General features: G+C 73.7%; 9 protein-coding genes. All 9 read left to right on the top strand.

Annotated features, from left to right (window positions below; all coding sequences use genetic code 11):
• Positions 1–199: 199 nt before the first annotated feature.
• The 9 genes from ACWD01_RS23075 (at position 200) to ACWD01_RS23035 (ending at position 12,788) form a co-directional block, all read left to right on the top strand.
• Positions 200–2,692, top strand: coding sequence for a ThuA domain-containing protein (locus ACWD01_RS23075; RefSeq protein ID WP_451164668.1), 2,493 nt, complete (start codon positions 200–202; stop codon positions 2,690–2,692).
• Between the two features lie 23 nt (positions 2,693–2,715).
• Entirely contained in the window at positions 2,716–4,899 is a 2,184-nt protein-coding gene (locus ACWD01_RS23070) for an OmpL47-type beta-barrel domain-containing protein (protein ID WP_451164705.1), read from the top strand.
• 171 nt (positions 4,900–5,070) lie between these two features.
• Positions 5,071–5,724 carry a hypothetical protein gene (locus ACWD01_RS23065; protein ID WP_451164667.1) on the top strand — a complete coding sequence of 218 codons (654 nt, stop codon included), beginning with the start codon at positions 5,071–5,073 and terminating at the stop codon, positions 5,722–5,724.
• A gap of 110 nt (positions 5,725–5,834) precedes the next feature.
• Positions 5,835–6,857 carry a 3-oxoacyl-ACP synthase III family protein gene (locus ACWD01_RS23060; RefSeq protein WP_451164666.1) on the top strand — a complete coding sequence of 341 codons (1,023 nt, stop codon included), beginning with the start codon at positions 5,835–5,837 and terminating at the stop codon, positions 6,855–6,857.
• The gene (locus tag ACWD01_RS23055) at positions 6,854–7,600 is read left to right on the top strand and encodes a glycosyltransferase family A protein (RefSeq protein ID WP_451164665.1); all 747 of its coding nucleotides are present in this window, start codon (positions 6,854–6,856) and stop codon (positions 7,598–7,600) included. Before ACWD01_RS23060 ends, ACWD01_RS23055 begins: the two co-directional genes overlap by 4 nt.
• Before the next feature lie 56 nt (positions 7,601–7,656).
• Complete coding sequence (locus ACWD01_RS23050) at positions 7,657–9,141, top strand: class I adenylate-forming enzyme family protein (protein WP_451164664.1); 1,485 nt, start codon at positions 7,657–7,659, stop codon at positions 9,139–9,141.
• A complete protein-coding gene (locus ACWD01_RS23045) occupies positions 9,138–10,313 on the top strand; it encodes a cytochrome P450 (protein ID WP_451164663.1) in 1,176 nt (391 codons plus the stop codon). Before ACWD01_RS23050 ends, ACWD01_RS23045 begins: the two co-directional genes overlap by 4 nt.
• On the top strand, positions 10,310–11,269 hold the full coding sequence (locus ACWD01_RS23040) for an NAD-dependent epimerase/dehydratase family protein (RefSeq protein WP_451164662.1): 960 nt from the start codon (positions 10,310–10,312) through the stop codon (positions 11,267–11,269). The genes ACWD01_RS23045 and ACWD01_RS23040 overlap by 4 nt, the downstream gene beginning before the upstream one ends.
• A gap of 421 nt (positions 11,270–11,690) precedes the next feature.
• Entirely contained in the window at positions 11,691–12,788 is a 1,098-nt protein-coding gene (locus ACWD01_RS23035) for a MerR family transcriptional regulator (RefSeq protein WP_451164704.1), read from the top strand.
• Positions 12,789–12,824: the final 36 nt, after the last annotated feature.

The raw sequence follows: 12,824 nt of genomic DNA, 5'->3' as shown, positions 1-12,824 counted from the left end.
TCGAACTCTCCATCCGTGGGCAGAGATTGACGGGGCATACCACCCCGGGGACGGCCACACGGTAGCCGGGCCACCTCCGTTTATCCACATCCAGGACAAAGTTCGTCGGAATGCCGTCATGCCTATTGGCGAACCGCGAAAAGAGGTCTAGCTTCAGCGGCTGTTGTTGTGACCACAGAGGGATGGGTGAGGTGACCACATGCAGCACGCACCGCATCACAGGTCCAAGCGAACAAGATCCCCGTTACGTCCACTGGCGGCGGCACTCGGCGTCGGAGCCCTGACCGCCTCCCTGCTCGCGGGAGGCGGTGTCGCCGGCGCCGCGCCCTATCCGGTGCCGCCTGCGACAACGTTGTCCCTGCCGTCGCCGCCGGGCGGCGCGAATGTGCGGGTGCTGGTGTTCCACGCGTCCGCCGGGGCGGAGTCCCCGACCGTCGACGCCGGTATCGCGGCGATCGAGCGGATCGGCCAGAGCGGGCCCGTGGCGGGCCGGTTCAGGACGGAGGCCACCGACGACCCGGCGGTGTTCACCGACGGCAAGCGCCTCGGCCGGTTCAACGCGGTCGTGTTCCTGACCGGCGGCGGCGATGTGCTCGACCCTGCGCAGGAGGCCGGTCTCGAGTCGTATCTGGAGGCGGGCGGCGGCTTCGTCGGCATCCACGACGCGGCGCGCACCGAGCCGTACTCGGACTGGTTCACCGGCCTGATCGGCGCCCGGCCGACGGGGGCGCCCAGCAGCACGCAGCGGGCCGTCGTCGAGGTCGGGGACCGGGTGCATCCGGCCACCAAGTCGCTCCCGCTGCAGTGGAAGCGGCCCGACAAGTGGTTCAACTGGGCGCAGAACCCGTCCGGTTCGGTGCACACCATGGCCCGCGTCAAGGAGAGTTCGTACACCCCGGCGGCGAAGCCCAACGGCTGGGACCACCCGGTCTCCTGGTGCCGTGACTACGACGGCGGCCGGTCCTTCTACACCGGCATGGGCGGCACGGTCGACAGCTTCGCCGAGACCGACTTCCGCGACCATCTGCGCGGCGCGCTCGCCTGGACGACGCGGCTCTCGCAGGCCGACTGCAAGGCCACCATCGACGCCAACTACACGGCGGAACGGGTCACGAAGCCCAACCAGCCCGGCCAGAACGACCAGATCGGCGAACCCCACGGCCTGGTCACCGCACCCGACGGTCGGGTGCTCTACATCGGGCGCGGCGGAGCCGACTCGAGCGTGCCGGTCGTCCGGGACTGGAACGACCCGAACATCGGCAAGGGCCAGGGCGAGATCCACGTCTACGACCCGGCGACGAGGCAGGTCGCCAGGGCCGGTGCGCTGACCGTCTTCGGAAACAAGGGCGGCGGCGACGAGCTGGTCAAGAACGAGGAGGGGTTGCTCGGCATCGAGCTGGACCCCGGCTTCCTGACCAACGGCTGGGTGTATCTGCACTACACGCCCCACTCCGGGATCGACCGGGAGACGCACATGGCCGAGCGCCGGGTCTCCCGCTTCACGCTCGACCTCGCCACCAACCGGCTGGACCTGGCCAGCGAGAAGGTACTGCTGGACTGGCCGGTGCAGATCCACAGCTGCTGCCACGCGGGCGGCGGCATGGCCTGGGACTCGAAGGGCAACCTCTACATCGCGACCGGCGACAACAACTCGTCCGGCTTCAGCGGCGGTTACTCGGGCAACAACCCGGAGCCGGACTTCAAGGGCGTCTCCTTCGCCGACGCGCGCCGCACCGCGGGCAACACGAACAACCTCAACGGCAAGATCCTCCGCATCCACCCCGAGGACGACGGGACCTACACCCTTCCCGAGGGCAATCTGTTCACGGGCGAGGAGACCGCGGAGGGCGGCGGCAAGACCCGCGGCGAGATCTATGTGATGGGCGTCCGCAACCCGGCACGCATCTTCGTCGACCAGAGCACCGACATCCTCTACGCGGGATGGGTCGGTCCGGACGCAGGCGCCCCCTCGACGACCTGGGGTCCGGCCAAGTACGACACCTTCGCCGCCATCACGCGGGCCGGCAATCACGGCTGGCCGTACTGCATGGGCAACAACCAGCCCTACCGCGACCGCAATCTGCCGGACCCGTCCCAGCCGCTCGGCTGGTACGACTGCGACGCCCCGAAGAACGAGTCGCCCCACAACGACGGCCTGGTGAACCTGCCGCCCGTCACGCCCAACACCATCTGGTACTCGCCGCAGGGCGGCGGCGTCGACTACCCGCGGGACGCGAACGGCATCCCCAGCTACAAGCAGGAGGAGCAGAAGCTGCTGCTGCCGTGGCTCAAGGGCGGCGGCCAGGCGACGATGAACGGCCCGGTCTACCGCTACGACGCGTCGAGCGACTCGGCGGTCAAGTGGCCCGCGTACTGGGACGGCAAGTGGTTCGTCGGCGACTTCTACGACGGGGACCAGCCGCGCCACGCGGTGCTGACCGACCCGAGGACCGTGGGCAGGGGCGGCCTGCCGGTGCACGCCGAGTCGCTCAAGAAGATCGTCCCGACCGGCTCCGGCGGCATCCGCAACCTCATGGACTGGAAGTTCGCGCCCGACGGGTCGCTGTACGTCCTGGACTACGGGCGCGGATTCTTCACCTCCGACTCCAACTCCGCGCTGTGGCGCGTCACCTACAAGGGCGGCGGAGCGACCCCGGCCGCCGATCAGCTGGCGAGAAAGGCGGCGCGGTGAGCTTCAAACAACGGACCACGAGCATGTGGACGGCCCTGCTGGCCGCCGTGGTGATGGTCGTCGGACTGACGTCCGCGGCCGCGTACGGCAAGACGGCCGACGACCGGCAGGCCGCCGCCGAACAGGTGCTCACCTGGACGGCCGGTGACCCGATCGACAAGTACCTCTCCTTCCCGACGACGGCCGTGGCCGGACCGGCGACGATCGTCTTCGAGAACAGCGCGGCCACCGGCAACACCACCGGTATGCCGCACACCCTGACGTTCTCCGTCTCCGACGTCGAGTTCAACAACGACGTCCAGCTCAACCTGCTGGCCAACCCCAACGACGACACGGGCGGCAGGCACACCGCCCAGGTGAACCTGACGGAGGGCCGCTACTTCTACCACTGCACCATCCCCGGCCACGGCACCATGCAGGGCATCCTGACCGTCACCGCGGGCAGTGGCGAGGACACCACCGCTCCCGTCACCACGGCGACGGTGGACGGCGACCGGAACGCCGACGGCGCGTACATCGGCCAGGCCGCCGTCACCCTCGCGGCCACCGACGAGGGCACGGGTCTCGACAGGATCGAGTACGCGGTCGGGGCGGACGGCCCGTGGCAGCCGTACACGGTGCCGGTCGTCGTCGACCGGGTCGGCCCGCACACCATCCGCTACCGCGCCCACGACAAGGCGGGCAACGTCGAGGCGGAGAAGTCGGTCGACTTCGCCGTCGCCGCCCCGCCGACCGACGACACCACCGCGCCGGAGACCTCGGCCACGGTGACCGGCGAGAAGGACGACCAGGGCCGGTACCTCGGGACGGCCACGGTCACCGTGACCGCCTCCGACACGGGCTCCGGCGTCAACACCGTCGAGTACGCGATCGGGGACGGCGCCTGGCAGCCGTACACCGCGCCGGTGGCGGTACGGGAGGCCGGCGCGCACACCGTCCGCTACCGGGCGACCGACAAGGCGGGCAACTCGGCCGCCGAGAAGTCGGTGGCGTTCACGGTCGTCGCACCGCCGGCCGAGGACACCCAGCCGCCCGAGACCACCGCCGGCGTCGCGGGCGAGCAGAACTCCGACGGCGCGTACATCACCAGCGCGACGGTCACCGTCGTCGCGGTCGACGCCGGCGGCTCGGGCGTCGACAGGATCGAGTACTCGCTCGACGGCGGCCCGTACCTCGCCTACACCGAGCCGGTGATCGTCGACCGGGTCGGCTACCACACGGTGCTGTACCGGGCGACGGACCGGTCGGGCAACACCTCGGAGGCCAAGAGCGTCTCCTTCAGCATCGTGAACGGCGGCGGCGTCCCCGCGCCCAACTGCCCCGAGTACGACGAGCGTCCGACGGTCGTCGTCGGCGACGTCGACACCGGCGTCCCCAACCGGGTGACACGGGACCGCTGCACCATCAACGAGCTGATCGAGGACGAGAAGGACTGGTCCTCCCACGCGCTGTTCCTCAAGCACGTGGACGAGGTGCTCGACCGGCTCCTGGCCGAGGGCGTCATCGACAGCCGTGAGCACCGGACGATCACCCGCGCGGCCAAGCAGTCCGGCATCGGCAAGCCCGGCCGGACCAACGGCTACCGCGAGATCTTCGACGGCACGCAGGAGACGTTCGCCCAGTGGCAGCACGTCGGCGGCGGCGGCTTCTCGCTGACCGGGGACGGGGCGATGACGAGCAGCACCACCACGCCGGGCCTGGGCATGCTGTGGTTCCCGCGGCGGCAGTACGGCGACTTCTCGCTCAAGCTCCAGTGGCGCGACGACGCCCCCGGCCAGGGGAACGCCAACAGCGGTGTCTTCGTGCGCTTCCCGTACGTCCACGACAACCCGGAGGAGCCCCGTCCGGAGTGGGTCGCCATCAAGTACGGGCACGAGGTGCAGATCCTGGACCGCCCGGACGGCGACATGTACAAGACCGGCTCGGTCTACGGCTTCGACCGCGTCGGCCTCGCGGGCGCCGGGGTGACGCCCAAGGGCACCTGGAACGACTACGAGATCCGCGTGGAGGGCCAGCACTACTCGGTCTTCCGCAACGGCAGGCTGATCAACGAGTTCGACAACACCGGCGGCCAGGTCTTCACCCCACCGCGTTCCGACGACCCGGGCACGGACGGCCGCCGGTACGCCACGGGCTACGTCGGCCTCCAGGTCCACGGCACGACGGACGTGATCTCCTACCGCAACATCAGGATCAAGGAGTTCTGAGCAGGCGGTCCGGCACGTCGGACCCCGCTGCCCCGCCGTCGTCGACGGCGGGGCAGCGGGCCGTTCCACCCGCGCCGCTACTGTGTGGCCAGACGTGTGGCCAGACGTGTGGCCAACAGATCACGAAGGAGCAGCAGGGTGACAGCGGTTGTGACCATGAGGATCCCTCCGGTGAGAGGCAGGGACAGGCGACAGGGCGGTGCGTCCGCCGGCGTCAGGGACGTGGTCGACTTCACCGACGGGTCCGGGCCGCCCCGGCCGGCCGCGTACGCGGAGCGTGAGCTTCCGCCCGGCGGCATACCGGCCTACCTCGCGGCGCGCGACAGCGGCGCCCGCTCCTTCGTCCTGTGGACCGACGAACACCGCGGGGGCCGGGTGGCCACCGTGGTGACCGAGTCCGCGCGGCGCGGGGTCACCACGTTCCAGGTGCTCGGCGCGCAGGGCGAGGTCATCGGCACGGTCGTCCACAAGAAGGCGTTCAGGGGCTGGGGCGTCCGGACCCGCTGGACGGTGCGGCAGCCCGGTCTGGAAGCGGTGGGCTACAAGGGCCGGCTCTTCTGGTGGCTCGTGTGGTGGCTGCTGTCCCCGCTGCTGCCGGTGCTCCTGGTGGCAGCCCTGTCCGAGGGCAGCGGGGACCTCCCCCGCAGCCCGCGGCGCATCATCTGGCGTGCGAGCGGCCAAGTGCCACTGGAATTCAAGTCGTTCGGGGACAAGCTGCTGCTGACCGCGCCCGGCCTCGACTGGCGGCTGGGGGCCGCGCTGCTGGCCCTGGTGCTCTCCTTCGACGGCTGGATCGGCAATCCGTGGGACGGCCGCAAGCACTGAGCCCCCGCAGGCCCGGCCGGGACGCCGGGTCGCGCGTACTCAGCCGCGCCGCACGGGAAATGAGCAGGCGTACTCAGGCCCGCCCGTCCGCCGGCTGCGACGATCCCCACATGCTCAAACAAACGAGCGATCCGCGTCCGCGGGTCGGTATCACCGGCGTCGGCAGCGCACTGCCCGACGCGGTGCTGACATCGCACAGCCTGCAGCGCGAGGCGACCCGCCACCTCGCCAAGTCCCTGCCCGCCACACTGCTCGCGCAGGCCACCGGCATCGAGACCCGGCGCGTCGCGGCGGACGACGAGTACGCCTCGACGCTCGCCGTACGCGCCGGCCGCCGGGCGCTGGAGCGGGCGTCGCTCGACCCGCACGACATCGACCTGCTCCTCTTCGCCTCCGCGTCACGCGACATGGTCGAGCCCGCCACCGCGCACATCGTGCAGGCCGGACTCGGCTCGAAGGCGCACGCCCTGGACGTCACCAACGCCTGCAACAGCTTCATCAACGGGATCGACGTCGCCCGCAGCACCATCCTGGCGGGCCGGGCCCGGCGGGCGCTGGTCGTCACCGGCGAGACGCCGACCCGTGCGATCCGCCGCGATCCGGCCGGTCTCGCCGAGTTCCGCGCCGGCTTCGCGGGCTACACGTTCGGGGACGCGGGCGCCGCCGTCGTCCTGGAGGCGGTCGACCGCGGCGGCATCCTCGACGTCGACACCGAGACGCACTCCGAGCACTGGGAGGTCGGCGGCATACCCGGCGGCGGCTCGCGCCACCCGCGCGGCGACGAGCACACCTACTTCCGCGGCGACGGCCGCGAACTGCGCGGCGTGTTCGAGAAGGTGGGCGCCTCCGTCGTCGAACGGACCCTGCACCGGGCCGGACTCGACTGGGACGGCTTCGCCAAGGTGCTGGTCCATCAGGTGACCGTGCCCTATCTCGAACGGTTCGCCGAGCTGACCGGTGCGCCGATGGACAAGCTGGTGGTCACCGTCCCCGAGCTGGGCAACATCGCCAGCGCCAGCATCGGGGTCCAACTGGAGCGGGTGCACGGCGAGTTGGCTGCGGGCGAGCGGGTGCTGTTCGTGGGCCTCGGCGGCGGGATCAGCATCATGACCATGGTCTGGGAGAAGTCGTGACCGCCCTGTGGGTCGTGGTGCCCGCGCACCAGGAGGAGGAGCGGCTGGCCGGCACGCTGCGGGCGCTGGCCGCGCAGCGGGACCGGGACTTCACCCTGCTCGTGGTCGACAACGCCTCCTCGGACCGCACCGGCGTGGTCGCCAAGGACTTCGCGGCCGGCGCGCCGTTCCCGGTGGAGGTGCTCCACGAGCCGGACAAGGGCGTGGGCTGCGCCGTGGACACCGGTTTCCGGTACGCCATCGAACGGGGCGCCACGCTGCTGGCCCGCACGGACGCCGACTGCCTGCCACGGCCCGGCTGGACCGCTGCCGCCCGCGCGGCGATGACCGCCCGGCCCGGTCCGGTCATGGTGTGCGGGCGGATCGTCGCCCGGCGCGACGAGCACGGCCCCCTCGGCCGGGCAGGATTCTCCGTACTGGTGGCGCTGGCCGCCCTGTTCGGCCGGCTCCGGCCCGCGCACGCCCGCCGCAACGGCTTCCGCGCGCCGTACCGGATGCACGCCGGCAACAACATGGCGATCACCGCCGACCTCTATCCGGCCTGCGGCGGAATGCCGCGCCGCCCGTCGCCGACCGACCGGCTGTTCCTGAACCGGGTGCGGCGGCAGACGGACCGGATCGTGCGCTGCCCGGCGATGGTCGTGGAGAACTCCACCCGCCGGCTCCGGGCGTACGGCATCCGGGGCACCGCCCGCTGGTACCTCGACCAGGGCAGCGGCGGACGCGGGGACGACCCGCGCTGACGCGTTCCTTGCCCCTCTTCGCCCGTGACCGCATTCCTACCCGTGGACGGCTGACCATGCTGGACCTTCTCGACCACTCACTGCGCTCCTCGCCCGAGCGGCCCGCCGTGCTCGGCGCGACCCGCACCGGGCGGACCCGGGTCCGGGCCACCCGCGGCGAACTCGCGGAGCTGGCCGACGCGTACGCCTCGTCGCTGTACGCACGCGGTCTGCGCCCCGGCGACACCGTCGGCGTCGCGGTGCGTCCCGGTCCCCGGGCGCTCGCCGTGCTGCTCGCCCTGTGGCGGCTCGGGCTGCGCGCCGCCGTCCTCGACCCCGGCGCCGGGCCCGATGTGCTGCGCGCCAGGCTGGCGTCGGTCCGGCCCTCGCTCGTACTGGCCGACGCCGCCGCGCAGGCCGTCGCCGGATGGGCCCGGCCGCTGGCGGCGCGGGCCCGAATCGCCCTGCCGCCGCTGCACGAGCTCGGCCCCGTCGCCACGGTCGGCCGCCGGCTGCCCGGTTGCGCCCCGGCACTCGGCACGGCCGGTGCGCGACCGCCGGCCTTCGACCACGGCGACGGCGACGCCGTCATCGTGTTCACGTCCGGCACGACGTCCCGGCCGAGGGCCGTGGTGCACACCCGCTCCGGGCTCGCCGCCGGGATGAGCACGGTCGCCGAGCTGTTCCCCGCCCTGTCGGGCGAACCCGTCGTCGGCGGCACGTTCTTCGTCCTCGTCCCTTCCCTCGCCCAAGGCGCGCCGGTCGCCCTCCCCGCGCGCTCGCCCAAGATCCTGGCGCGCCAACTGCAACGGCTGCGCCCGCAGGGCACGTACCTCACCCCGCCGCAGCTGCGGGGCGCCCTGAACGCCGGCGCCCGCTTCACCGGCCGGGTGTGGACCGGTTCCGCCCCGGCCGGCGCCGAACTGCTGGGCCGGACACGGGCGGCGGGCGCGACGGAGGCCTGGGGCGTGTACGCGCTGACCGAGCTGTTCCCCGCCGCGGCCGTCGAGTCCCGCGACAAGGCGGCGTACGAGGGGGCCGGCGATCTCGTCGGTGCTCCGCTGCCGGGTGTCGAGGCGCGGACGGAGGCCGGACAACTGCTGCTGTCCGGCCCGGCAGCCCGGGACCGCTACCTCGGGGAAGACCCCGACCCGTGGGTGCGCACCGGCGACCGCGCGCACCTGGACGCCTCGGGCCGGATCGTGCTCGAGGGCCGCTGCAAGGACATGGTGCTGCGGCGTGCCGAGAACATCTATCCGGGGCTGTACGAGCCCTCGCTGCATGTGCCGGGCGTCGAACTCGCCGTGCTCGTCGGCGTCCCGGCGGGCGACGGCGACGAGCGGCTGGTCGCCGTCGTCCAGCCCCGGCCGGGCCACGACGAGGCCCGGCTGCGGGCCGCGCTCGCCGGGCCGCTGCGGCGGATGGGCTCCGCCCGGCCGGACGCGCTGATCTTCGCGAACGTGCCGCTGTCCGGCCGGTCGCGCAAGCCGGACCGGGCGGCGACGGCGCGCCTCGCGGCGGAACGCTGCGCGGGGCCGGCCGGGGCGGGGGCGGCGGCATGACGGCGACCACCGTGACACGGCGGCGCGGGCGCACCGCCGACGGGTCGGCCCGCGCGCGGGCGCGGCGGCGTGACCGCCGGGTGTATCTGCGGGCCCACCCGTTCCTCTTCGCCCTGCTCGCGGCGGGCCGCGGCCGCCCGGTCCGCCGGATCGGCCGTACCGTGCTCGTCCACGGTGCGGACGCGTACCGCGAGGTGCTGACCCGGCTGCCGCTCGACCGTACGGCCCCGGGGACCACGGGCGGCGCGGCGCGGTCGGCGCTGGGCGCGGAGGACGCCGGGGGCGTCGGTGTTCTGTTCGACCAGGACGGCGGCGCGCACCGTGCGCTGCGGCGCGGCCTCGCGCGGGATCTCGGCACGGCGGGCGTTGAGGAACTGCGGGCCGTGTGGCGGCCGTTGATCGAGCGCCGCCTCGAACCGCTGGCGGCGGGCGGCACGGTGGACGTCGTCGCGCTCACCCGGGAGCTGTCGGGCACGATCGTCTGCGCGCTGCTGCGCTCCCCCGCGTCGCCGGAGGCGGTCGCCGCGGCCGCCGCGGAGGTCGCCGCGGTCTCTGTCCGCGGCGAGCTGCCCGGGCCGCCCCGGCCGGGCGCGCGGGCCGCCGTGGCGCGGACGACGGCGCGGCTGCGGGAACTGCTGGGCGACTCCACGGGCTCCGGGACTGACGGGGCGCTGTCCGCAATGGTGGCGGTCGCGGCCGTGAACACCACCGTCGCCGCGCTCCCCCGGGCCGCCGCCTGGTGCGCCGACGCCGGCCTGTGGGACCAGGCCGCGGACGACACCCTGCGCCGGAGCCTGGCCGGCGAACTGCTGCGCGTCACGGCCGCCTCGCCGCTGCTGCCCCGGGTCGCGGCGGCGGACGGCACGGCCGGCGGGTGCCCGGTGCGCTCCGGGGACCGGCTGCTGCTGGTCGCCCGGCACGCCGTCGGCGCGCACACCCGCGACCCCGACGCCCGCTGCCCCGCGCCGCCCGCCGTGGCCCGGCTGGTCTTCGGCGCCGGGCCGCACACCTGCCCCGGAGCCGGTCTCGCCGGGGCGCTCCTGGAGGACCTGCTCGCGGCGCTGGCCCCGTACCGCCCGGCCGTGGTGCGGGCCCGCGTCGACCGCGGCGCGGCCCTCCCCGGCTGGCGCACGCTGACCCTGCGTGCCACCGCGTCGCGGGACGCACGGTGAACGCCGCCGGTCTCCGTATCGCCGTGACCGGCGCGTCCGGCTTCTGCGGCGGGCATGTCGCACGGGCCGCGGCGGCGGCCGGCGCAGACGTGGTGTGCGTGGGCCGCCGACCGGGCCCGACGGGCGAGTTCCGCCTCTGGGACGCCGCGTCCGGCGCCCCGGACCTGTCCGGCGTCGACCTGGTCGTGCACTGCGCGGCAGCGGTCGGCGACCCGCCGCCCGGTTCCCCGGCGGAGGCGCGGATGCACGCCGTCAACGTGGACGGCACCGTACGGCTGCTCGACGCGGCCGGGGGCCGCCCGGTCGTCTGGGTCAGCAGCGCCAGCGTCTACGACCCGCGCCCCGACCGCGCCCTCATCCGCGAGGACCACCCCCGGGCCGGCCACCTCAACGCCTATGGCCGCACCAAGGCGGCCGGCGACGCGCTCGCCCTCGCCGCCGGCGCGGTCGTACTCCGCCCACGCGCCGTGTACGGCCCCGGCGACACCCAGCTCCTGCCGCGCCTGCTCTCCCGTACCAGGGCGGGCACGCTGCTCCTGCCGGGCCCGGACGTACGCCTCAGCCTGACGGCGGTCGAGAACCTGGCCGACGCGTGCCTCGCCGCGACCGGCTGGCCGCCCGGCGCGTACAACATCGCCGACCCGCAGCCGTACGCACGGGACGCGGCGGTCCGAGCAGTGCTGCACGCCCACGGCGTCCCGGCCCGGATCGTCCACCTCCCGCTGCGCGCGGCCCACTTGGCGGCCGCGGCGGCGGAGTCGATCGCCCGTCGCCGTCAGCGGGAGCCGGCGCTCAGCCGCTACGCCGTGGACCAACTCGCCCGCACGGTCGTCCTCGACGTGACGCGCGCGCAGGCACGGGGGTGGCGGGCGCGGCGGACGCTGGGGGATTACGCGGCGGCAACGCGGCTTGGTGCGGACCGGGGTACCTGTCCCCCACCCCGCCCCTTCCTGTAACCGGGGGGCGTGCCCCCGGACCCCCGGCGGGCGTGCGGTACCGGACGCCCGCCGCCGACAGCAGGAGCCCGTGCCCGGGTGCGGGCCCCCTTCCCGTAACCGGGGCAAGCCCCCCGGCCCCCCCGGCAGTGCGGAGCCCGTTGCCCCGCACTGCGACACGGGCCCGGCCGGCGGACGCAGGCTGCGCCCCTCCCGGCGTCCGCAGACGGCATCGGCCGGGACGGCCGACCGCCGTGGGCAGGGGCGGCGCGCGGAAGCGCAGCGCTCGCGCCCGTGCGCAGCCGGTCACGTACTGAGGTGTCGCGCCCTTCGGCGACGTGCGGCCATGGCCTCCGCTTCGGCTCTGGCTGCCGTGAGGGCGGCTCTTGACCCTCACGTGGCGTCAGGCTGCATAGTCGGAGCCGTGGAAGATCACTGGACCGTGGGACGCGTGGCCGAACTGGCCGGCGTGAGCGTCCGCACGCTGCATCACTATGACGCGATCGGGCTCGTGCGCCCGTCGGCGCGGACCGCCGCCGGGTACCGGGCGTACTCGGCGGGCGATGTGGAGCGGCTCAGGGAGGTGCTGGCCTACCGGCGGCTGGGCTTCGGGCTGCGGGAGGTTGCGGAACTGGTCGGCGACTCGTCCACCGACGCGGTCGCACACCTGCGCCGACTGCGCGGCCTGCTGCTGGAGCGGCGTGATCGCGCTGACGCCATGGTGGCGGCCATCGACAGAGAACTTGAGGCACGAGCGAAGGGAATGAAGGTGACACCGGAGGAGCAACTGGAGATGCTCGGTGCACGGCTGTACGACGCGATCGGCGGTGCTTACACCGCGACACGGCGTACCGAGCCTCGGATCGCCGCGCAGATCTCGGACGCGCTCGGGGACGCGCGGACGGTGCTGAACGTCGGGGCCGGCACCGGCTCCTACGAGCCTGCCGATCGCGACGTGACCGCGGTGGAGCCGTCGGCGGTCATGCGGGGGCAGCGGCCCGCCGGCTCGGCGCCCTGCGTGGCCGCCGCCGCGGAGAGCCTGCCGTTCGAGGACCACTCCTTCGACGTCGCGATGGCCGTCTCCACCGTTCACCACTGGGAGGACCCGATAGCGGGGCTGCGCGAGATGCGGCGCGTGGCCCGCCGCGTGGTGGTGCTCACGTTCGACACCGACGAGCCCGGATGGCAGGACCGCTTCTGGCTCACCCGCGACTACCTGCCCGAGTTCGCCGACATCCTCGCGGAATTTCCCTCGCTTGCCGGGATGGCCGACGCGATCGGCGCCCGCGCTGAACCGGTACCCATCCCCTGGGACTGCGCTGACGGCCTGTTCGAGGCGTACTGGCGCCGACCGGGGGCATATCTGGAGGACCACGTGCGCCGTGCGATGTCGGTGTGGACCAGGGTCGGTCCGGATGCCGAGCAGCGGGCGGTGCGAAGCCTCAGCGACGACCTCGACTCCGGCCGGTGGGCCGAGCGCAACAGCGACCTCGCAGACCTCGACGCGGCAGATCTCGGCCTCCGCCTGCTCATCGCTTGAACGGACGCCGGTCGCCATCCGCCGTGCAGGGACCGG

The sequence above is a fragment of the Streptomyces sp. NPDC002835 genome, assembly GCF_053591995.1.
Note: the sequence above shows the minus strand (reverse complement) of the source record. Positions and strands in the feature narration are given on the sequence as shown.

Excerpts from the sequence above, each read along its gene's own strand:
- ACWD01_RS23075 (WP_451164668.1), top strand. The coding sequence starts at position 200 with ATGCAGCACGCACCGCATCACAGGTCCAAGCGAACAAGATCCCCGTTA.
- ACWD01_RS23070 (WP_451164705.1), top strand. The coding sequence starts at position 2,716 with ATGTGGACGGCCCTGCTGGCCGCCGTGGTGATGGTCGTCGGACTGACG.
- ACWD01_RS23060 (WP_451164666.1), top strand. The coding sequence starts at position 5,835 with ATGCTCAAACAAACGAGCGATCCGCGTCCGCGGGTCGGTATCACCGGC.
- ACWD01_RS23050 (WP_451164664.1), top strand. The coding sequence starts at position 7,657 with ATGCTGGACCTTCTCGACCACTCACTGCGCTCCTCGCCCGAGCGGCCC.
- ACWD01_RS23045 (WP_451164663.1), top strand. The coding sequence starts at position 9,138 with ATGACGGCGACCACCGTGACACGGCGGCGCGGGCGCACCGCCGACGGG.